The 20,284-nt window shown below is 42.8% G+C and carries 21 protein-coding genes and 2 tRNA genes; 7 read left to right on the top strand and 16 right to left on the bottom strand.

All coding sequences use genetic code 11. The annotated features are described in order from the left end of the window. Window positions 1–250 (top strand): HAD hydrolase-like protein (locus N2317_07650; GenBank protein ID MCX7817366.1); only part of this gene is annotated, 250 nt, incomplete at its 5' end. 85 nt (window positions 251–335) lie between these two features. Beyond that, window positions 336–1,700, top strand: a complete 1,365-nt coding sequence (locus N2317_07645; GenBank protein MCX7817365.1) for a phosphomannomutase/phosphoglucomutase — start codon at window positions 336–338, stop codon at window positions 1,698–1,700. A 64-nt stretch (window positions 1,701–1,764) separates the two neighbouring features. Here the strand turns inward: N2317_07645 and N2317_07640 are convergent, their stop codons facing one another. From N2317_07640 to N2317_07610, 7 genes are all read right to left on the bottom strand, one after another. Next, window positions 1,765–3,462 (bottom strand): LysM peptidoglycan-binding domain-containing protein, encoded by a 1,698-nt coding sequence (locus N2317_07640; GenBank protein ID MCX7817364.1) that lies wholly within the window; start codon window positions 3,460–3,462, stop codon window positions 1,765–1,767. 88 nt (window positions 3,463–3,550) lie between these two features. Beyond that, window positions 3,551–4,649, bottom strand: a protein-coding gene (gene prfB, locus N2317_07635) for a peptide chain release factor 2 (GenBank protein ID MCX7817363.1) whose coding sequence is annotated in 2 segments (ribosomal slippage) — window positions 3,551–4,579 and window positions 4,581–4,649 — 1,098 coding nt in all. Because the reading frame shifts where the segments join, the coding sequence is not laid out codon by codon here. Next, window positions 4,642–6,117 carry an apolipoprotein N-acyltransferase gene (gene lnt, locus N2317_07630; GenBank protein MCX7817362.1) on the bottom strand — a complete coding sequence of 492 codons (1,476 nt, stop codon included), beginning with the start codon at window positions 6,115–6,117 and terminating at the stop codon, window positions 4,642–4,644. Before lnt ends, prfB begins: the two co-directional genes overlap by 8 nt. A 74-nt stretch (window positions 6,118–6,191) precedes the next feature. Continuing rightward, on the bottom strand, window positions 6,192–7,049 hold the full coding sequence (locus N2317_07625; GenBank protein MCX7817361.1) for a hemolysin family protein: 858 nt from the start codon (window positions 7,047–7,049) through the stop codon (window positions 6,192–6,194). Window positions 7,050–7,064: 15 nt separating this feature from the next. Further along, window positions 7,065–7,937, bottom strand: a complete 873-nt coding sequence (locus N2317_07620) for a radical SAM protein (protein ID MCX7817360.1) — start codon at window positions 7,935–7,937, stop codon at window positions 7,065–7,067. A 49-nt stretch (window positions 7,938–7,986) separates the two neighbouring features. Continuing rightward, window positions 7,987–8,063, bottom strand: a tRNA-Asp gene (locus N2317_07615). A gap of 113 nt (window positions 8,064–8,176) precedes the next feature. Beyond that, window positions 8,177–8,249, bottom strand: a tRNA-Val gene (locus N2317_07610). 130 nt (window positions 8,250–8,379) lie between these two features. Between N2317_07610 and N2317_07605 the strand changes: the two genes are divergently transcribed. Then, window positions 8,380–10,110 carry an alpha/beta fold hydrolase gene (locus tag N2317_07605; GenBank protein MCX7817359.1) on the top strand — a complete coding sequence of 577 codons (1,731 nt, stop codon included), beginning with the start codon at window positions 8,380–8,382 and terminating at the stop codon, window positions 10,108–10,110. A gap of 16 nt (window positions 10,111–10,126) precedes the next feature. Here the strand turns inward: N2317_07605 and N2317_07600 are convergent, their stop codons facing one another. Further along, entirely contained in the window at window positions 10,127–11,728 is a 1,602-nt protein-coding gene (locus tag N2317_07600; GenBank protein ID MCX7817358.1) for a Na/Pi cotransporter family protein, read from the bottom strand. Window positions 11,729–11,850: 122 nt separating this feature from the next. On the opposite strand from N2317_07600, the gene N2317_07595 reads away from it, so the two are divergent. Then, window positions 11,851–12,681, top strand: a complete 831-nt coding sequence (locus tag N2317_07595; protein ID MCX7817357.1) for a rhomboid family intramembrane serine protease — start codon at window positions 11,851–11,853, stop codon at window positions 12,679–12,681. A 13-nt stretch (window positions 12,682–12,694) separates the two neighbouring features. Then, entirely contained in the window at window positions 12,695–13,108 is a 414-nt protein-coding gene (locus N2317_07590) for a DUF3568 domain-containing protein (GenBank protein ID MCX7817356.1), read from the top strand. Window positions 13,109–13,128: 20 nt separating this feature from the next. Here N2317_07590 and N2317_07585 read toward each other — a convergent pair whose 3' ends face one another. The 6 genes from N2317_07585 to N2317_07560 are packed head-to-tail and all read right to left on the bottom strand — an operon-like array spanning window position 13,129 to window position 17,168. Next, window positions 13,129–14,517 carry a CCA tRNA nucleotidyltransferase gene (locus tag N2317_07585; GenBank protein ID MCX7817355.1) on the bottom strand — a complete coding sequence of 463 codons (1,389 nt, stop codon included), beginning with the start codon at window positions 14,515–14,517 and terminating at the stop codon, window positions 13,129–13,131. Further along, window positions 14,504–14,716, bottom strand: a complete 213-nt coding sequence (locus N2317_07580) for a hypothetical protein (GenBank protein ID MCX7817354.1) — start codon at window positions 14,714–14,716, stop codon at window positions 14,504–14,506. The genes N2317_07585 and N2317_07580 overlap by 14 nt, the downstream gene beginning before the upstream one ends. A 5-nt stretch (window positions 14,717–14,721) precedes the next feature. Next, window positions 14,722–15,546 carry a bifunctional hydroxymethylpyrimidine kinase/phosphomethylpyrimidine kinase gene (thiD, locus tag N2317_07575; protein MCX7817353.1) on the bottom strand — a complete coding sequence of 275 codons (825 nt, stop codon included), beginning with the start codon at window positions 15,544–15,546 and terminating at the stop codon, window positions 14,722–14,724. After that, window positions 15,536–16,234 (bottom strand): thiamine diphosphokinase, encoded by a 699-nt coding sequence (locus N2317_07570; GenBank protein MCX7817352.1) that lies wholly within the window; start codon window positions 16,232–16,234, stop codon window positions 15,536–15,538. The genes thiD and N2317_07570 overlap by 11 nt, the downstream gene beginning before the upstream one ends. Before the next feature lie 5 nt (window positions 16,235–16,239). After that, window positions 16,240–17,010 (bottom strand): TatD family hydrolase, encoded by a 771-nt coding sequence (locus N2317_07565; GenBank protein MCX7817351.1) that lies wholly within the window; start codon window positions 17,008–17,010, stop codon window positions 16,240–16,242. Continuing rightward, window positions 17,007–17,168, bottom strand: coding sequence for a hypothetical protein (locus N2317_07560; GenBank protein MCX7817350.1), 162 nt, complete (start codon window positions 17,166–17,168; stop codon window positions 17,007–17,009). The genes N2317_07565 and N2317_07560 overlap by 4 nt, the downstream gene beginning before the upstream one ends. Window positions 17,169–17,340: 172 nt before the next feature. Here N2317_07560 and N2317_07555 point away from each other — a divergent pair, with 172 nt between their 5' ends. Both N2317_07555 and N2317_07550 read left to right on the top strand, forming a co-directional pair. After that, the gene (locus N2317_07555) at window positions 17,341–18,012 is read left to right on the top strand and encodes a TVP38/TMEM64 family protein (GenBank protein MCX7817349.1); all 672 of its coding nucleotides are present in this window, start codon (window positions 17,341–17,343) and stop codon (window positions 18,010–18,012) included. 174 nt (window positions 18,013–18,186) lie between these two features. Further along, window positions 18,187–18,405, top strand: a complete 219-nt coding sequence (locus N2317_07550) for a hypothetical protein (protein MCX7817348.1) — start codon at window positions 18,187–18,189, stop codon at window positions 18,403–18,405. A 58-nt stretch (window positions 18,406–18,463) separates the two neighbouring features. Here the strand turns inward: N2317_07550 and N2317_07545 are convergent, their stop codons facing one another. Together N2317_07545 and N2317_07540 are read right to left on the bottom strand one after the other, a co-directional pair. Next, window positions 18,464–19,300, bottom strand: coding sequence for an ABC transporter permease (locus tag N2317_07545; protein ID MCX7817347.1), 837 nt, complete (start codon window positions 19,298–19,300; stop codon window positions 18,464–18,466). A gap of 9 nt (window positions 19,301–19,309) precedes the next feature. Further along, entirely contained in the window at window positions 19,310–20,284 is a 975-nt protein-coding gene (locus N2317_07540; protein ID MCX7817346.1) for an ABC transporter permease, read from the bottom strand.

The following is a 20,284-nucleotide window of genomic DNA, read 5'->3' as shown; positions in this document are numbered from 1 at the left end:
GGTTAAGCCTGATCCGGAACACCTCATGATCGCTCTGAATGTCCTCGATATACTGCCCCCTCAAGCAGTTGTGGTGGGAGATCATCCTATTGATATTCTGTTGGGGCAGAGGGTAGGAACAGTTACAGTTGGAGTTTTAACAGGATCATCAACGTATGGTGAACTAGTTGCGGCTGGTGCACATTTTATAATTGAAAGAGTTGAGCTTTTGATAAATTTGATAACTGAGAGGACATTTTTTATCTCGTGACGTACGACAAAGATGTTAAGCATTATAAGAGTTAATACTAACTTCACTTTTTTGAGATAGTATCCACGTAGAAGAGGTGTAGGAGATGGTGGATCCTTCAATTTTTAGAGAATACGACATCAGAGGTGTAGTAGATCTCCAACTGAACTATGAGATTGTTTACCTCATAGGAAGAGCTATTGGAACGATGGCGCGGCGAAAAGGTGTTGGAAAGATGACGGTAGGCAGGGACTGTAGATTGACTTCGGAAGAATTTGCAGAAGCATTGATTGAGGGCCTTAAGGGAACAGGCATAAAGATTATAAATATAGGACTTTGTACCACACCTATGCTCTATTTTTCCATACGGCAGTTTAATGCAGAAGGTGGGGTTATGGTTACGGGAAGTCATAATCCTCCAGAATTCAATGGTTTTAAAGTGTGTATAGGGCCGGATACCATTTATGGTGAGGATATTCAATTTTTGTATCATCTGATTAGATCGGGTGAATTTGAGAGGGGCATAGGTGAGGTAGAGAGTTCTTCGGTATTTGATGCATATGGGGACTTTATTCTAAAATCAGTGTATATTGAACCGGGTATAAATGTTGTTTTGGACGGGGGCAATGGTACAGGAGGTTATTTTGCCCTTCCTTTATTTGAGAGTTTTGGTTGCAAAGTTACCCCCCTTTACTGTGAGCCTGACGGGAGATTTCCCCATCACTTTCCAGATCCGACAATACCTGAATATTTAGAAGACCTTATAAAGGAGGTTAAAAGACAAAGGGCGGATGTGGGGATCGCTTACGACGGTGACGCAGATCGTTTGGGAGTCATAACTGACATGGCTAAAATCCTATGGGGCGATGAGCTTCTTTTGCTTTTTGCTCGTTACATACTAAAGGATAATCCTGGTGCTGCGATAATTGGGGAAGTGAAGTGTTCGCAAAAGCTATACGACGAAATTGCGAAGAATGGGGGACGTCCCATTATGTGGAAAGCGGGACATTCGCTGATAAAACAAAAAATGAAGGAGGAAAAGGCATTGCTTGCCGGCGAAATGAGTGGGCATCTTTTCTTCGCCGATAGGTACTTTGGTTATGATGATGCCGTTTATGCGTCATTTCGTCTATTGGAGATCATTTCTCGTACAGGTAAAAACCTGAGTGAGTTGATGGCAGATATTCCTGTAACGTACGCCACACCTGAAATAAGAATTGATTGTCCCGACAGCATAAAGTTTCGTGTTGTTGACGAGGTAAAATCTCGTTTGGAGAAAAAATTCTCAATTGTAGATATCGATGGTGTACGTGTCCAGTTCATCGATGGTTGGGGGCTGATAAGGGCTTCTAATACTCAACCGGTGCTTGTACTTCGGTTTGAAGCAACAACCGAAGAGCGTTTACGGGACATACGGAGAAGTATAGAATATACTCTAAATGAGGTAATGAATGCCTTTATCCACGATTAGAACTAATAGCCGCATCCATTCAATTAGTTTTGTCGATTCCTGAGAGTGTGTTTTTGATCGGTGATCAACTTTCTTTCCTCCTGGTGATTTTCCCATTGTTTTTTCCGTTTTGCGTTTTAACTTTGTCCAGGGATGACACCAGAAGAACTTGTCCGGCAACTACTCTGTCAGTTTTTATATTGTTAATTCTCTTCAATTCGGAGACGGATGTGTTGAAGCGAGTAGCTATTGATGAGAGAGTGTCCCCTTTCCGTACAGTATATGAGGTTTCATTGTGGGAGACGGCTGCAACTTTTGCATGTCTAGGTGAATATAGTGCACTGTAAACCGGAACTTTGAGTAATTGACCTGCGTAAACCCCTTTTGACTTGAGCGTTTTCTTATTGTGTATCTTTATTAACTTTACAGAGGTATGGTATTTCGCGGCAACGGATGACAGCGTTTCGCCTTTCTTCACTTTATGGTACACAAACACGAGGCGTTTCTTTTTGGATAAGCTAACCGGTTTTTCCCAGGAAGGTATCTGATCAGCTGCGAGGAGGAATTGCTCCAAGGATTCTTCTGGAATTTTGAGATTGTATTCCCGGTTAGGTGTCGCTTTGTACCTAAGTTCTGGATTCAAAAAGTAGAGGATCTCTTCTGAGATGTTTAAGTGATTTGCGATGTCCTTTAGTAACATAGGCTTGTTTGTTTTCACTGTGGTGTATGTTGGGGTTGTAACAGGTGTTTCTGTTAGTTCCTTATCAATACCGTATTGTTTTGGATTTTTCACAATATGGAGCGTTGCTAAGAAACGGGGTACGTAACGAGCCGTTTCGTAAGGAAGTTGACGGTACAGATCCCAGAAACGATCGAAATAGTTTATCTTCTGTGATGATATTACCCTGATAACTCTACCTTCACCGCAGTTGTAAGCTGCAAGTGCGGTTAACCAGTCACCGAACATTTCGTGTAGTTCTTTAAGGTAAGCAATGGCAGCTTTGGTGGCTTTTTCGGGGTCAAGACGTTCGTCAATCCAGTCATCCCTTTCAAGGCCGTATTTGTAACCCGTGGACGCAATAAATTGCCATAGCCCCAAAGCCCTGGCAGGGGAAAGTGCAGTTACGTTAAAACCGCTTTCCACTAGGGGTAACCATGATAATTCTTCAGGAAGACGGGCTTTTTTCAATTCCTTCAGAATCATTGGTCGAAAGAGGAAAGACCGTTTGTAGGCAGCGACAAAGAAGTCCCTTTCCCGTCCTAGAAAAGATTCTATCTCCCTTTCCACATCTTCGTTGAGAACTAAAGGAATTTCGCTTCTTATGCCATTGGCACGGTTTTGTTTCGTACTGTAAATTGCAAGGATTTTTTTAGATATCATAAAACGCAAATCATCTTTTTGTCTCGCAATCTCCGGTTCTTCGCTGTCGGTGAGAATTAGACTGTACGCCAGATCCAGCATTTCAATAGCCCTTTCCATGTCTCCTTTTTCCCAGTAATTTTGAGCAGCTTCGATTAGCTTTTCGGCTTCTTCAATAATCTCCTGTTCTTCGTTTTTTTTCTTTTCTCTTTTTAATTTATTTTTCGCATCTTCCTGGGAGTTAGTCTCATCTCGGTGGGTAGCCATCTTTTGTTCTTTTTTATCCATCGCAACCAACGTTGGTAGTGCTTGTCTATTTCCGCTAGGATCTGCGTAGCTTGTTTTTAAGTGTATGCTCAGTAAGGGAAGAAGTAGAAAAATTGTGAAAAAAGAACACACATAGAACTTCTTCCTCTTCACCACCTTTTCTACCCCCTTTGAGAATCTGATGAGGACAAAATTCCAGGATTTTGTAGCAAAAGAAAGATGAAAAGCCAAGCAAAAATTAAATTTATGAGTGCTGCATCAAAAGATAAGCTTCAATAAATTCATCTAGATCCCCATCGAGTACTCTGTTTACATCACCAACCTCGAGGTTTGTACGGTGATCTTTAACGAGTTTGTATGGATGAAGAATATAAGAGCGAATTTGACTTCCCCAGGCTATGTCTTTTTTTGTCTTTTCTATTTCCATTAATTTCTCTCTTTTTTCCTTGAGTTTTAACTCGTAGAGCCTTGATCTCAGGTATTTCATAGCCATGGCCCTGTTCTTGTGTTGGGACCTTTCGTTCTGGCACTGAACCACAATGCCAGTCGGTATATGGGTTATTCGTACAGCCGAATCAGTTTTATTGACATGCTGACCCCCAGCCCCTGAAGAACGGAATGTGTCAATACGAAGGTCTTTCTCGTCAATCTCGATAACAATATCGTCTTTTACCTCCGGATAAACAAACACAGAGGCAAATGAGGTGTGTCGTCTGGCATTGGAGTCGAAGGGAGAAATCCTCACCAACCTGTGAATACCAATCTCTGCCTTCGCGAAGCCGTATGCGTATTCTCCTTCCAAGGTAATTGAGGCGCTTTTTATGCCTGCCTCTTCACCGGGCTGCAAATCAATGATAGTGGTTTTGTACCCCTTGCGTTCTGCCCATCGGAGGTACATTCTAAGTAACATTTCTGCCCAATCCTGAGCTTCTGTGCCACCGGCTCCTGCGTTTATGGATAGTATTGCATTAAGTGCATCCTCCTCAGCCCCCAACATTAGTTTGATTTCCTCTTTACGTATGTCAAGCTGCAATTTTGTGAGTTCTCTTTCGATATCAGCTAAAATTGAAAAGTCGTTTTCGGTTAGTGCTAGCTCGTACATCATTTCTAGTTCGTTTAACATATTTAGGTAGCTTTTCCACCTCGTTACCATTTCTTCCGATTCAGCCTTTTTTTTCAAAAGTTCTCCTGCTTTCTGGGGTTCATTCCAGAACTCGGGTTGCGATGCCTCTTTCTCAATAGCTGTTATTTCGCTTTCTTTGGCTGGGATGTCAAAGACACACCTTTAGATGGTCTATTCTCTTTTTCAGATCTTCCACTTTTTCAGTCCATCCATCAATCATACCTTTTACTCCTTAGAGTTGAGTAAATGAAAAGTCCTAAAAGGGCGAAAAAACACATTAAGACAAATAGATCTCCAATTCTATCATATAATGTGTGATTTTTCATTATTTTAGCTGACCCCTCAATGCCCGTTGTTTCAAACAGACCACTCGAGGAAATAATTCTTCCCGTTGGATCTATTATGGCGGATATGCCTGTGTTTGCTGCTCTTAATAGATATACCCTGTTTTCTACAGCTCTGAAAATGGCCATGGATAGGTGCTGGTAAGGCGCAGAAGTCCATCCAAACCAGGCATCATTAGTTATATTTACGAGTATATTGGTGCCTTTTTCTTTGTACTTTCTGCTTGCTTCGGGAAAGATGCCTTCATAGCAGATGAGGACACCCAACTTTATCCCGTCAATACTCAGTGGTGAATAGTCCTTTCCCCTCCCAAAATCTCCGATTCCGTGGACGAGTTTCTTTATGAACGGGAAGTACTCCCTCAAAGGTACATACTCACCGTATGGAACGAGATGGACTTTGTCATAACGCATGTATCTATCGTCATTAGGTGAGAGTAAATATGCACTGTTAAACAGGATCAATCTATCATCTTTCCGTTCGTAGCTGGGGCTTCCGAAGAGAAGCCACGATTTGAGTTCGCGGCATAGACTGACTATCTGTTCATGAACTTCATCTCTGTCCTGGAAAAATGAAGGTACTGCGGTTTCCGGCCATACTATTAGCCCTCCTTGGGGAGGTGCAAAACGTCGGGTAAGCGTAGTGTAAATTCCCATCGTCGTTTTCTTGTAGAGTGGGTCCCATTTAACAGATTGGTCGACATTGCCCTGAATGAGGCTTACATGGAGTGTTGGTGCCTTTTCCATCCGTGTATCATTAAACTCAATACTCCAAATCCCATAGACGTAAGTTGTGGTGATTACGATGATACCTACTAGAATTAATTTTACTGACTTCTTTGGGTTTTTCGCCAAGATAACTTCAGCGATGAGAGCGTTAATAAGTACAAGGAGAAAGGAAATACCGTATACACCTGTTATTTCTGCTATCTGAATTATTGGTAAATTTTGGTACTGGGAGTGTCCCAGATTTTCCCACGGGAATCCGGTAAGTACAGTTGATTTAACATACTCCAGTAAAGTCCACCAGGGAGGAGCAGTAAGATAAAGGGGTAACCCCCTTTTTTCAAAGAATGTTACACCTGCGGTAAAGAGTGCTATGTATAAAGAAAGGTATCCTGCAAGGAGAAGAGTCGCACATATACCGAATACAAGAGGTAGATTGCCGTATTGAACCACAACGTGGGAGATCCAATACAGGATTCCTGTGTATCCAATTAATCCTGCAAAGAAACCTAGAGCGGCTGCTTTAGTAGAATTTTTGCCGTGGAGCGAGATCAAGAGGGGGACAAGAAAAATCCATGCAAACATTCCGGATCCGAATTTAGGGAAGGAAAAAATCATTAATATGCCGGTAATTAGAGCAAGTATCCAGGGTAGACTTTTAGCTTTAATATGGGTGATTATGTACAGCGACGTCATATGGGTGGAGAGCTTACAAGGGGAAACTGTCTCGATTTGTCATCGGTAGCTTTTCTTATGCGGACTTTTTTGATACTTCTTTCATCTGCAGATTCGATTGTCATCTCAAACGGATCTATACTAATTGTTTCTCCTTGTACGGGTATGCGACCCGTAGCGCTGAGAATCAATCCTCCCAGAGTTTCGAATTTTCCATCGGCGAATTGTACACCAAAATGTTCTTCAATTTTTTCAATCTCGACATGACCGTTAACGAGGCTTGATCCATCCTCTAAATCTATTATTTCCGCTTCTTCAGTATCGTGTTCATCCCGAATATCCCCAACTATTTCCTCCAGCAGATCTTCCAGAGTTACAAGACCTGCTGTTCCACCGTATTCGTCTATAACGATCGCCATGTGATATTTCATCTTTTTTAAATCGCGCAGAAGGGCATGAACGTTTTTTGTTTCAGGAATAAAATATGGTTTCCTGAGACACGTTCGGAGATCATCTTCAGTTATGGGTTTTGACCAGAACTTAAGAAGATCTTTCACGTTTAAAACGCCGATGATGTTATCTATGCTTTTCTCGTATACAGGCATTCTTGTATGACCGTGCTTCAGAACCAAGTCCAATATTTCGTATATGGTAGCGTTGACGGGGATTGCCACTATTTGTGTTCTTGGCACCATAACTTCTCGTACCACAGTATCTCTGAACTCGAGGATGCTTTCTATCATTTCGCCCGATTCTGGATCGATGTATCCCTTTTCTTCACCTTCATCGATGATGGAACGTATTTCTTTTTCCAATCTTTGGGAGTCCCGACCCCATATTGCATCTTTAATGAATGAAATGAATGACTTGAGCATTTCAACCCATCCTTATCATAGTGCCCTCATAAACTCAGGTCTTAGCATTCTTGGGTCACGTGTTTTCAAAACGTAAGATATTAAGTCTAAGACTTTCTCCTTCTCCTGAGGGAGATTTGCCCTTATCGGTAGATAATTGGACGCGTGATTGGAAGTAAAGAGACAATTTGTGAACTGACTGTTAGCTATGATAACACCCAATTCTTTAATGAAACCGAAGTGATTGAGTGGTTCAAATGTACCACTTTGGTAATCTTCATACAGGGGTGTTCCGGGAATCAGCATCAGGGTAAGAGCTCCCACGTAATGGGGATCTATTTCCGTCAGTATTCGAGCTGTCTTTAGGGCGTGATCCTGACTCCCTTTCAGACCACCCAGGCCAAGTATTATCGTAACAGATAATGTCATGCCTGCTTCTTTCACTCTCAGTGCTGCCTCCACCATCTGATTGTACGAAACTCCTTTGTTTATCCTTGAGAGTATTTCTTCACTGCCCGTTTCTACTCCCAAATAAACAATGCCGAGTCCTAGATCCTTTAAGTATCTGAGTTCGTCAACCGTTTTTCTCAATATGCTTTTGGCATTAGCGTATGTACCCACCCGCTCGACTTGAGGTATATGTTTCCTGATGGATTCTAATATATTGATGAGTTTCTTTTGGGGGATTATAAGGGCATCACCGTCGCAGAGAAAAACCCTTTTAATACCTCTGAATTGTTTGGCTTCAATTATATCTTCCTCAATTTCCTCCAATGACTTTATGCGGAATTTTTTACCTTTGTAGCTACCGCAAAAGGTACACCTGTTATGGGAACATCCAACAGTGACTTGCAGCAGGAGGCTTTTGGCTTCACTGGGGGGTCTTATTATCAGTCCTTCGTACTTCATCGGTGGATTAAAAGGGGGTCAACCCTCTGGCTAACCCCCTATTGAATACTGGCGGGGCCGAAGGGACTTGAACCCTCGCCCTCCGGCGTGACAGGCCGGCGTTATAACCAACTTAACTACGACCCCGTGAGTGTAAACTACTTTAAGTTCAGGTTTTCCTATATCCAACCTTGGGAAAAACCACCTTTCAGCATGGACTTACGTACACGCTAAGATGGTTTCCAGAATTTTCAAGTTGATAGGCGGAACAGGACTCGAACCTGTGACTTCCACGTTGTAAGCGTGGCGCTCTCCCACCTGAGCTACCCGCCCATCTGCAAAAATATTATCAACAGTTAGTAACCTTGTCAAGTATCAACAAAGGTTGTAATTTCTTATTTAGAGTTGATTTTATTAATCCAATCTGGCATTTTAATGTTAAAAATTTTCAAGGAGAAAATCAATGACAGACTATCGTTTCAAGGGTATGGCAAGCGTTGATCGGTTTGTTCATTCCCGTCAGGCGAAATTTACCTTTAGCATTTCACCTGTTGCGGTTACCCTGGCTTACCTAGATTGGGTGGTCAATTTGGCCAATTCCCCAGGGAAGCAGTACCTGTTACTCGAGGAGTTTACAAACAAACTTGTAAAGCTCATTGGGGAAAGCTTGCAGGAAATAATTTATAACCGACCTGCCCCTGTTCCTTCCGATCTTGATCCCCGTTTCAGAGAGCCAGACTGGCAGCAATGGCCGTTCAACTTTATGTATAAATACTTCTTGCTTTTTGAAGATCTCTGGAGAAGTGCAACCACGGACACCCCAGGTGTCTCTGAGCATCACCAGAATGTTTTGCACTTTCTGGGCAGGCAAATTTTAGATTTATTCTCTCCATCAAACTGTTTATTCACTAACCCGGTTGTGTTGAAGACCACATTTGAGCAAGGAGGGGCAAATCTTCTTAAAGGATTACAGAATTTAATTGAGGATCAAGTGAGACGTCTGGCTGGTCTTGGGCCAGCAGGTGTGGAGAATTTTCAAGTGGGGAAGAATGTAGCTGTTACCCCGGGTAAAGTTGTTTACTACAACCGTTTAATGGAACTTATTCAGTACAGCCCCTCCACTGAGAAGGTATACGCAGAACCTATACTCTTTGTACCTGCTTGGATTATGAAGTATTACATCCTCGATCTTTCCCCCCACAATTCTCTCGTTAAATACTTGGTCGACAAAGGACATACCGTATTTATGATTTCCTGGAAAAATCCTACGCCTGATTACAGACAGACAGAGTTGGATGATTATAGAAAGCTCGGTGTTATGGAGGCTATTGAAGCGATTTCTAATATTGTGCCGGGGAGACAGATCCATACTGTGGGTTACTGTCTGGGAGGAACGATACTGGTCATTACTGCGGCCACAATGGCCCGGGATGATGATCATCGTTTGAAAACAATGACCCTTTTGGCTGCTCAGACGGATTTCACAGAGGCGGGAGAACTGATGCTATTCATAGACGAAAATCAGGTGAATTTCCTTGAGGATATCATGTGGGACCAGGGTTACCTGGATGCTAAACAAATGGCAGGTGCCTTTCAAGTGTTGCGTTCCAATGATCTTATATGGTCTCGGATGGTAAGGGAATACTTAATGGGAGAACGTGCGCCGATGACTGATCTTATGGCATGGAACGCCGATAGTACACGCATGCCTTATCGTATGCATAGTCAGTATCTGCGTCAGCTATTTTTAAACAATGACCTTGCCGAAGGGAGATATCAGGTTGAGGGCAGAGAGATAGCTCTGCGGGACATCTGTGTGCCTGTGTTCATAGTGGCAACAGTCCAAGACCATGTAGCCCCTTGGCGGTCCGTTTATAAATTCAACCTTTATGCCGACCCTGTGGAGACCACTTTTGTTCTTACAACAGGAGGCCATAATGCAGGTATCATAAGCGAACCGACAAAAGTTAAGAGGACTTATAGATTGGCTACACGAAAGAGAGGGGAGAAGTACGTCGATCCTGACACATGGTTTGAAGAGGCACCGGAATTCAGGGGTTCGTGGTGGATCCCCTGGCAAGAATGGCTGGTTCGGAATTCATCTCCAGAGCTTGTACCCCCACCACCTCTGGGACTGGAAAAGGGAAAATACAGAGCACGTTGGGATGCTCCAGGGAAGTACGTGTTTGATTGAACCATAAGTGAATTATTCAAAAAATTTCCTGTGACTGTTCGGCTATGTTTTGACAATGGTCAGAGATCCTTTCGAGTCGAATTAACATTTCCACAAAAAGGGGTCCTGCCTCTGGTTGGCAGATTCTCTTGTGGAAACGTATGAGATGTCTGTCACGTGCCTCTTTAACGAGAAGATCTATTTTGTCTTCCCGGCTTGTTAAGGCATGAACAATGTCCATATTTTCCCTTTCGATTAGTTGACGAGCGGCTGCTATATTTTCACCCACAAGGGTTTCTATTACTTCCAGATCTCCTTCTGCGTATGTGCTGAAAGGTATTTTCCTTTTAGCTTTGAGTTCAGCGATACGGGCGATAACCACTATATGATTGGCCATCCGCTCTATGTCATCAGCGGTAGCCGTGTAAGCGAATAACATTCGCGACTGGGTTAAAGCGGGTACGCGGCAGGCCAGTGTTCTGAGATACTCCACTATTTCGTCTCTTAGTTCATTAACTACCGATTCTAAATACATTATTTTGTATACTTTTTCCCGCTTTAACTCTTTCCGAAGTGATACGGCTGTGTGATACATCTCTTCTGTAAGTGTTATCTCTCTGATGAGTTCTTTTCTTACACCATCGAGTGCGGCTTCGCTGTTGTCAAGTGCTTCTTCACTTAGGTACTCAGGCCAGATGGAAATGGTTTCCTCTTTTTTTGGTAAGATTCGTTCGATTACTTGGGAAACACCGGAAAGTGCAGGGAAGAAAATGAGAACGATTATCGCATTAAAGAAAAAATGTCCCAAGGTGATCTGCTGAGGAACGCTGTTTGTAAGGTGCTTGAGTGTTGAAATTAAGGGAACCATTGCAAGGATTGATACGACTGCACCCACTGATTTAAAAAGAAAATGGGCCATGGCTACTTTTTGTCCCTCCCTGCCGGACACAAAACCGGCCATGATTGCCGTAATCGTTGTTCCTACATTCGCTCCAAACACTATGGGAAGCGCCATTTCAATGCTTATGAGGCTCTGTTGGGCAAGGATTACAGCGACACCTATTGGAACGGCTGAGGCGTGAACCAAAGCGGCGATGATAAGACCTAGAATGAATCCCAGCCAGGGGTTAGGTGCTCCTGTGAGTGTTTCAACTATCATCGGGGAGTGCCGGAGTGGTTCTGTTGCTTTACCCACAAGAGCAAGCCCAAAAAAGATCAGTCCAAAATGAAATATCATTTCTCCAGTTTTTCGCCAGCGATTCTCCGTTAGAAAGAAAATAGTGCCTCCGCTGAGGACAATTATCGGTGCAATGTCAGTTACTTTCCATGTTATGAGTTGGATGATCATGGTAGATCCAATATCGGCTCCGAGAAGTATGGCGAGGGCGTGATATAAACTTATAAGACCGGCACCAACCATGCCAACGGTAATGGTTGTCGTTGCCGAACTACTCTGGAAAAAAAGTGTTGCTCCAATTCCCGTCAACAAACCTAAAATTGGTCGTTTGACGGCGTATAGAATTATTTTTCTTATCTTAGTTGTAAAGAGGCGCTGAATACCGGCACTTAGGTTCGCCATCCCGTACAGGAATAGAGTAACACCCACAGCTACTGTAAGTAAATGTTGCAAGTACCCCATTTTCTATCTATGGATATGTAAACTCCAAAAACATGCATATTATTATATTGATCTCAGAATGATCAAACTTATTTTGTTTATCACCTTTACATGGGTTATGAATACTGATATGTAGTCGCAAGATGTATAGACGCTATTCTTTACTATGTCCCAACTGTGGTCGCCTGATAGCCTTTGATGAATCAGAATGTCCTTATTGTGGATTAAGAAATCCTCGATGGCGATCCCGTTTTCGTCGCTTTGATCCCTCGCTTTGGAATCCTGTACGGTCTCTCGTTCTTATAAATGTGTTTATGTTCGTTATTTCTCTTCTCATTGTGCCCGAGAATGTGCACAATGTTTTCACACCGTTTAGCTTTCTCTCTCCCTCAGATGGATCCCTTTTTCTTTTGGGGGCAACGGGCACAATTCCTATTATCTACTTTGGTCGATGGTGGACCCTAATTACAGCTTGTTTCCTCCACGGTGGTTTTTTGCACATTCTATTTAACATGATAGCTCTCTACCATATGGGACCCTTCGTTGAAAGAGAATACGGTTTTTACAGATTTATTACTATCTATTTAATTTCTGGTATAGGGGGTTTTTTCCTTTCTCTCATTGCCGGTGTTAAGTTTACAATAGGTGCATCTGCTTCTATATGTGGTTTGATAGGGGCTATTCTCTACTACGGTAAGAGCAGAGGTGATATTTGGGGTGAATTTATATACAGGCAGGCTATGGGATGGGTGGTTGGTCTTGTGCTTCTTGGTCTTTTGATGCCGGGGATTAACAACTGGGCCCACGTAGGAGGGCTTATATCTGGAGTGATTATGAGCGCACTACTAGGACATGAAGGTAAAGTTCCGGAATCATTTTGGCATCGTGTAATAGGTATAATCCTTGTTGTTATTACTGCTATTACTATAGTGGGAAATTTGCTTGCGGTTTTGTTTCGTGTATTTGTTCCATGATATGGGGGTAAATATGAAAAGGATTATTTATTTGAGTATTTTTGTAGGGATTTATATTGTGTTTGTCGCGTGTGAGGGTGGGATTGTCCTTGGGAGTAAATCCGTTAGTTTTCAGTCTGGAAAATTCGTTTATGGGGAGGGTTATGTAGTCAACATATATAGATATCCTTTTGAAATGGTGTGGAGTGCGGTGGAGGAATTAGTAAAGGAAATGAATTTCTCAAACGTTGAAAGGGAAAAGAAAATCGGAGTAGGTCAAATTACAGGCGTATTACACGATGAGAAGGCTGTATTTAAAGTTGTGTACACAGACAGAGATTTAACCGAGGTAAGTGTTCTTGTTGGACTGGGGGGTAACAACGTAGCTGCCCGGTTCCTCCATGAGAGAATAGCAGGAAAACTAAGGAAAGGTTTGTTTTCTGATTAGCTTTCACCAAAAAATTTTCTTCACTTTTTATCATTGAATCCTACTGTGGATCCCCAGTTCTTCAAAACGTATTCTTTTGCTTCCTCTTTGGTTACAATTTGTCCATTCAGCTGGGCATCCTCTACTTCTTTGAGAATCTTCCCGAATAGAGGACCTGGTGTGAATCCCAAGGCAATCAGGTCGTGGCCTGTTAAAAGAGGATTAGGTTTGAGTTTCTCTGGGGGTAGTTCCTCCAATTTTCTTCTGCAGTAGTCGTAATTTTCCAGGATGCCATGACTTGCAAGGCAATCGAGAAGATGGAGTGTGAGGTGAAGAGAAAAATCGGGCATTCTGAGAAATCGTTTGAGAGTTGATAGTTTCATTTCGCGAACATGCAGAAAGCGCATGTGATTATGGATGAGGGAGATTACTTTCTCTGTGTCAGTGTTGGAGAATCTGAGGCGTTTCATTATGCTGGCAGCTATATTTTCACTAGCTTTGACATGACCGTAAAAATGGATCCCATTTTCGTCTTCTGTTTTGGTGACCCGTTTTCCAGTATCGTGGAGGAGCGCTGCCCATGCCAAAACGGGTTCCCAAGAGGTTCCTTTAATATCAGGGAGGATCTCGAATATACGTAGTGTGTGGGTCCAGACGTCACCTTCAGGGTGATATGTGGGTGGCTGTTCCACACCACGTAGGGCAGCTACCTCTGGTAGGATTTCCTCAAGAAGACCAGTAGAAAAGAGTAATTCCAATCCTTTATCTGCGCCTTTTTGGGAGACAATTTTGGTAAGCTCTTCTCTGATTCTCTCCGCACTTATTCTGTTTATCATATAAGCGAGAGAGTTAATAGCGAGAAGTGTGGACTCTTCTATAGTAAAGTTCAGTTGAGCTGCAAAGCGTATTGCACGTAGCATTCTCAAATGATCTTCTTGAAACCTTTCCTCAGGTTTACCTATAGTTCTGATCAGGCGTTTCTCTATGTCTTCCATACCTCCGACGAGATCGGTTATTTCCCCTGTAACGGGATCCATTAGCAGGCCGTTTATGGTAAAATCTCTCCGTTTAACGTCCTCCATAACATCTGCAAAATTCACCTTTGATGGGTGTCTTCCGTTTTTGTATTCTTTTTCCTCTCTGTACGTTGCCACCTCAAACTTTTTGTCGTCAATGATCACTACCACCACACCAAATGCTGCTCCCACCGCTACGGTGTGATTGAAAATCTTTTGGATTTTCTCTGGTTTAGCGGATGTAACTATATCGTAGTCCTCCGGTATAACGCCCATAACAAAATCTCGGACACAACCGCCAACGAAACTTGCCTCGTATCCAGCTGAGCGCAAGCGCTGCACTATGTATGTAGCTTTCTCGAGGGAAGGAGAATGAAATTTATTCAGCTTTAATTTTTTTTTACGAGCTTCCATCATTTTCTTCAGTACCAAGCGATTCGTCTTTGCGTCGCTGAATTTTCCCTTTGATGTAGGAAACGGTGAAAGTAACAGCGAGTCCAATTGTGATGCCCACAAGCAAGACACTTTCTAGGGAGATTTCCTTCTTTAGTATAAGAAGACCTACGAAAAGTATGGTGAGTAGGGTAAAAAGCCATAAAATATTTTGAGCCATGATTTCTACCTCAATTTGTTTTGTAAAAATGTATTCTCCATGTGTTTTCTCAAGAATGAAAAGTGATCCATAGGTTTGTGCCCAGTACCAATGTCCAAAGTATTGTTTATATTGAGCGCAATGAATCGGCTTGCTCGGGCGACGGCCTCCGTTATAGGTGAGCCATTGGCAAGGGCTGTGGCAAGAGCAGCGGAGTATGTGCATCCTGTCCCGTGGATTTCACCAGGTATCCGTTCAAAGGGAAACTCGTAGTAGTTAAGTCCATCGTACAGAATGTCCACTGCTCCCTGCGAAAGGTGTCCCCCTTTTATCACCACATTTCTTGCCCCCATTTTGTGAATGATTGCAGCCGCATGCTTCATGTCAGAAGGTGTCTCGATCATAATTCCGGAAATGTACTCCGCTTCAGGAATGTTGGGAGTTATTACGAACGCAAGGGGTATGAGCTCTCGGATGAGTGTTTGGGCAGCGTCTTCTAATAGTAGATGGACACCTCCCTTGGCTACCATCACAGGGTCAACAATTAGGAGATCCACCTTATGGCGACGCATCCCTTCAGCGACAGCGTGAACTGTGGAAGAGGAAAAAAGCATGCCGGTTTTGACGGCATCCGCACCTATGTCTTCAAGCACTGCATCTAGTTGGAGTTTGATGATCTCTGGGGGAATCTCATAAATTGCTTTTACTCCACAGGTGTTCTGAGCAGTTACAGCTGTTATCACACTCATTGCGAAGCCCCCCAGAAGGGTTATTGTTTTTATATCTGCCTGGATTCCCGCTCCTCCTCCGGAATCTGAACCTGCTATTGTTAAAACTCTTTTAACATTCACTATTTTCACCTCCGGGAAATCTTCCGGGTCTGTGGAACCTAATGACCAGCAGTTTTCCTTTTTCAACTTTTATCGTTGCTTTTTCACGGATAAGACGGTTGCTTATACCGTATGGTTTTAAAGGATACATTTTAGCGTTCTTTAGAGGATATTCGAATCCTTGAAGGGTAATTCCTGTAGCTCTTCCGGGGAATGGAAGGATTGAAACTGTTTGTCCCACTTGGCCTTTTAGTGTGTATTTATCATCGACAAGAAATATTTCACACCACTCATCTATAATTCTTACAGTTATACCTGCTTTGTTGCCTTTCAAAAGAAGAGATAAATTGGCCAAAGTGTGATCTATTCTATAGCCAGTTGCTCCAAATATTACAATTTCATGTGGTGTAAGTTTTATCGCCTCTTCCAGGGCTAACATTGAATCAGCTTCGTCTTTTTTTTCAGGGTGTTTTATAATTTTGCAGTTGCATTCTACCAAGTCACGCATTGTTGCCTCATCGATAGAATCCAGATCTCCCACCGCTAAGTGGGGTTTTATACCCATTCTGAAGGCATGTTTGACTCCCCCATCAGCGCATATAATTACTGAGGGGTTCAGCTGCTGGATGCAGCTAAGCACGAAGTGTAGGTCTGTAAGAGCTCCACCTGCGATGATGCACGCGATTTTTTTCTTTTCTTTTTTATTCATCTTCGTCAATTATGCGGAGGGAGACAGAAGAGAAGGCGAGCGTTGATACTCGTTATCCGGTCTACCTCTTCTAAAGGTACTTCTTTGATTTCCGCTATTTTCCGTGCTGTGTGACCTATATAGGCTGGTTCGTTTCTTTTCCCTCTGAATGGCTGCGGAGGTAGATAGGGAGCATCAGTTTCGATTAGAATTCTCTCGAGAGGTACAGAGCGAACCACTTCTCTTAATTTCTCTTTCTTTGCGTAGGTAACAGGTCCCGCAATGGAGATGTAAAAGCCAAGATTTATGAATTCTTCCGCCATTCTCAAGTTTCCGGAAAAGCAGTGTATAACACCACCCCGCTTTCCATTCCATTTTCTAAGTATTTCCAGTACCTGTGAGTGGGCTTCGCGGTCGTGGATGATCACAGGCAAATCAAGTTCAGAGGCCAGTTCCAGTTGTTCGCGAAACCTCCATGTCTGTATATGTCTCGGTGAGAGATCGCGAAAGAAATCCAGTCCTATTTCTCCAAATGCAACGACTTTTTTATTCTTACATAGTTTACGCAAGCTTTCATATGTATTATCGTTTATTTCCTTCGTTTCATGGGGATGGATGCCTACAGCTGCGTACACACATTTAAAAGAGTTAGCTATTTCTACAGCTTTGTAACAATCCTCAACAGTGGTACCCACTGTTATCATTGCCTCAACCCCGGCATGTTCTGCCCGTTTGATAACTTCGGCACGATCTTTGTTGAATTCTTCCATTTCCAGGTGAATGTGACTGTCTATCATGGTTCCTCTAATTCTATTTCTTCTGCATATTCTGAAAGATCGGGAAGGATAGCGAGGTACTCTTTGAGATCTTCCTCTTTTAACTCCCCTAAGAGTAATTTGCGTTGAATCATACGTTTGTCCAGTTCTTGCTTCGCGAAAGTTTCCTTGATACCCATATATCTAAACCCCCTTTCACTGTGGAGATTTTTGTATGTAGTCATTATTTACGTATATTTACGTATAAATCATGTGTCAATATACATTCTAATGGGAGCTTGGTTTTTTATCTTGATAAGAAACAGAAATTTAGACTATTAGATTAAAATAAATCAAAGTTGTATTTTTTGTATGTCGAAATCTTTAATACTAAGAATACTAATAATTGCCACGATTGTTATTATTGGTGGATGGTTCGTTTATAAGTGTGAACTACACATCATACTGACGGATCGGAAAAAGCTTACCCACTTTTTGAAGTCCTTTGGAGCTTTTTCTGTTATCATTTTTATAGGTCTTCAAGTGCTGCAGGTGATCTTTGCTCCCATCCCAGGAGAAGTAACTGGATTTATAGGGGGGTATCTTTACGGACCTTTCCTGGGTCTTATATATTCAACGGTGGGTCTCACGTTGGGTTCATTGCTCGCCTTTTTTTTGGCGCGATGGTTGGGCCTTCCCTTCGTAGAGAGGATGGTTTCTCCATCGGTATTGAAAAAGTATGACTACTTCATTGAGCATCAGGGGCTCTTGATAACCTTTATACTTTTTCTTATCCCAGGCTTTCCTAAGGATACACTTTGTTATCTCCTGGGTCTAAGTCACATGAAAGTGGGAAGCTTCCTTCTGGTTTCAACGCTAGGGAGACTATTTGGTACGGGCATGCTATCTATTAGCGGCGGGTTGGCATATCAGAATCGCTACGGTTCGCTAAGTGTTTTACTCTTGGTAAGTGCTTTTATGGTGTTTGTTGCTTATATTTACAGGGACAAAATTATTCATAAGTTTCGGAAAAACACTCAATGAGAGGGAATAATTCCTCATGATAAGGGGAATAACTCCCCAAATGTTATACTTAATGACTGTGTATGGTTGGCAAAGACTACGTAGTTTCTTGATATTGACTGGATTGTGTGCGTTAATTTGATGGCATACCTTTCGCATACATAGTAGAAAAAAAAGAAAGGAGGTGACAAATAGATGAAGAAGCTGCTCTCCATTCTCGTATCCGTTCTTTTCGCGCTCTCTCTGAGCGGTCTAGCCTTTGCTCAGCAAGCGCAGCCCGCAAAGCCCGCTGAGCCTGCAAAGGCAGAAGAGAAGGCTCAAGCGAAGGAGAAGGAAAAGAAGGAAGTAAAGAAGGCAAAGAAGGCAAAGAAGGCAAAGAAGGCTGAAGAGAAGAAGGCTGAAGAGAAGAAGTAAAGTCAGCTTTCCATTTTGGGCTTTTGGAAGGACCTCCCGTTTAGAAAGGGGGTCCTTTTTATTTGTAGCGCAAGCGGGGATCAAGGGCGTCTCTGATGCCTTCACCTATAAGATTGAAGCCAAGGACAGTGATGAGAATTGCCAGACCCGGGAAAAGGGAAAGCCACCACGCAATATCTATGTATTCTTTGCCAGCCGTGAGTATGTTACCCCAGCTTGGTGTTGGAGGCTGGACACCTATACCAAGGAAGCTAAGTGCTGATTCTGTAAGTATAGATCCAGCTATGCCAAGGTTTGCTGCTACAAGAATAGATGACATAGAGTTGGGTAAAATGTGGAGAAAGATGATACGGAAATCGCTGGCACCCATGGCACGTGCTGCTTGAACGAACTCTCGTTCTTTGAGGGATAGAAAATCAGCACGAACAAGCCTTGTGATATTCATCCAGTTAGTTGCACCTATAACAACCATTATATTCCAGATGGAAGGTTCTAGAAAGGCGATTACGGCGAGAATGAGAAAGAAAGTGGGAAAACACAACATGATGTCTACAAATCGCATAATTAAGGCATCTACCCATCGTCCATAGTAACCAGCAAGTGCACCCAGTATTGTGCCGATAACAAGGGATATGCCAGTGGCAATGAAACCTACCTTTATAGATACACTTGCTCCGTGAACCATGCGGGAAAACACATCTCTTCCCAGTTGATCCGTTCCAAACCAATGTGTAGCAGATGGTTCCTTTAATACGTTATCCAGATCTATGAATGTGGGGTCGTAAGGAGCTATGAGAGGGGCAAGCAATGAGATGGAAAAGATAACCCCAATGATCAAAATCCCCGTTACTGCGAGAGTATTTCTCTTGAATCTATTCCAGAATTCCCTAAACATGGCGAGGTGTTATGAGACCCTTACCCTGGGATCGGCGATGGCGTATGACACATCAGCAATGAGGTTTCCAATCAGTGTCAATAGAGCACCTATGAAGAGAATACCCATAACTGTGGGGTAATCCCGAGCCATCACAGCTGTGTAGAAAAGCTGTCCCATTCCGGGTATGGAGAATATGGTTTCGAAGATAACGCTCCCACCGATGAGGCCAGGAATGGAAAGACCAAGAATAGTAATTATGGGGAGCAACGCGTTTCTCAGGGCGTGTTTAAAGATCACCGTCTTTTCACTCAACCCTTTTGCTCTAGCCGTTAGAATATAGTCCTGGTTTATAACTTCTAGCATGCTTGATCGCATGAACCTTGAAAGTCCGGCTAATCCACCGAAGGCAGATAGGAGAACTGGCATAATGAGGTGTTGCAAAAGATCCAGTATAGCTTTTCCCGGAGGGAGGTATTCCCAGTTGAGTGATCGTATACCCGAGATGGGTAACCACCCTAGATGAATGCCGAAGAGTATCATCATTAGAAGGGCTAGCCAGAATGTGGGCATAGCAAAACCTATAAATACTAAAACGGTCGTTATTCTATCGAACAGTGAGTTTTGGTAAACTGCACCAAGAACACCCACCGGAATAGCTACAACAACGATGAGTATCATTGAGAGGATATTTAATGTTATGGTGATAGGTAGGCGCTCCATGATTTTTTCTTTTACAGGTCTGCGGTCTGGCGCAAAAGAGCGGCCGAAGTCTAATACCGCTGCTTTTTTCAGCCATAACCAGTACTGCACATGTAGTGGTTTGTCTAAATCATAGAGTGCCCTTAGTCTATCTCTCATTTCAGCAGTAACTCGGGGGTTCATCTGCGTTTCCAGATCAGTTGGAGAACCTGGGGCAAGATGCATTACTACAAAACATATGACGGTGATCCCCAACAGGAGGGGTATCATGAATAGCAGTCTTTTAAAGATGTACGCTATCAT

Source organism: Syntrophales bacterium, assembly GCA_026417625.1.
Lineage (GTDB): Bacteria > Desulfobacterota > Syntrophia > Syntrophales > UBA8958 > JAOACW01.
This window is presented reverse-complemented; position numbering and strand designations above follow the sequence as displayed.

What these genes read in the sequence shown, in the direction of transcription:
- N2317_07645 (MCX7817365.1), top strand. Translation starts at nt 336, where the DNA reads ATGGTGGATCCTTCAATTTTTAGAGAATACGACATCAGAGGTGTAGTA.
- lnt (MCX7817362.1), bottom strand. Translation starts at nt 6,117, where the DNA reads ATGATTTTTTCCTTCCCTAAATTCGGATCCGGAATGTTTGCATGGATT.
- N2317_07625 (MCX7817361.1), bottom strand. Translation starts at nt 7,049, where the DNA reads ATGCTCAAGTCATTCATTTCATTCATTAAAGATGCAATATGGGGTCGG.
- N2317_07620 (MCX7817360.1), bottom strand. Translation starts at nt 7,937, where the DNA reads ATGAAGTACGAAGGACTGATAATAAGACCCCCCAGTGAAGCCAAAAGC.
- N2317_07605 (MCX7817359.1), top strand. Translation starts at nt 8,380, where the DNA reads ATGACAGACTATCGTTTCAAGGGTATGGCAAGCGTTGATCGGTTTGTT.
- N2317_07600 (MCX7817358.1), bottom strand. Translation starts at nt 11,728, where the DNA reads ATGGGGTACTTGCAACATTTACTTACAGTAGCTGTGGGTGTTACTCTA.
- N2317_07595 (MCX7817357.1), top strand. Translation starts at nt 11,851, where the DNA reads ATGTATAGACGCTATTCTTTACTATGTCCCAACTGTGGTCGCCTGATA.
- N2317_07590 (MCX7817356.1), top strand. Translation starts at nt 12,695, where the DNA reads ATGAAAAGGATTATTTATTTGAGTATTTTTGTAGGGATTTATATTGTG.
- N2317_07585 (MCX7817355.1), bottom strand. Translation starts at nt 14,517, where the DNA reads ATGGAAGCTCGTAAAAAAAAATTAAAGCTGAATAAATTTCATTCTCCT.
- N2317_07580 (MCX7817354.1), bottom strand. Translation starts at nt 14,716, where the DNA reads ATGGCTCAAAATATTTTATGGCTTTTTACCCTACTCACCATACTTTTC.
- N2317_07570 (MCX7817352.1), bottom strand. Translation starts at nt 16,234, where the DNA reads ATGAATAAAAAAGAAAAGAAAAAAATCGCGTGCATCATCGCAGGTGGA.
- N2317_07565 (MCX7817351.1), bottom strand. Translation starts at nt 17,010, where the DNA reads ATGATAGACAGTCACATTCACCTGGAAATGGAAGAATTCAACAAAGAT.
- N2317_07560 (MCX7817350.1), bottom strand. Translation starts at nt 17,168, where the DNA reads ATGGGTATCAAGGAAACTTTCGCGAAGCAAGAACTGGACAAACGTATG.
- N2317_07555 (MCX7817349.1), top strand. Translation starts at nt 17,341, where the DNA reads ATGTCGAAATCTTTAATACTAAGAATACTAATAATTGCCACGATTGTT.
- N2317_07550 (MCX7817348.1), top strand. Translation starts at nt 18,187, where the DNA reads ATGAAGAAGCTGCTCTCCATTCTCGTATCCGTTCTTTTCGCGCTCTCT.
- N2317_07545 (MCX7817347.1), bottom strand. Translation starts at nt 19,300, where the DNA reads ATGTTTAGGGAATTCTGGAATAGATTCAAGAGAAATACTCTCGCAGTA.
- N2317_07540 (MCX7817346.1), bottom strand. Translation starts at nt 20,284, where the DNA reads ATGATAGCGTACATCTTTAAAAGACTGCTATTCATGATACCCCTCCTG.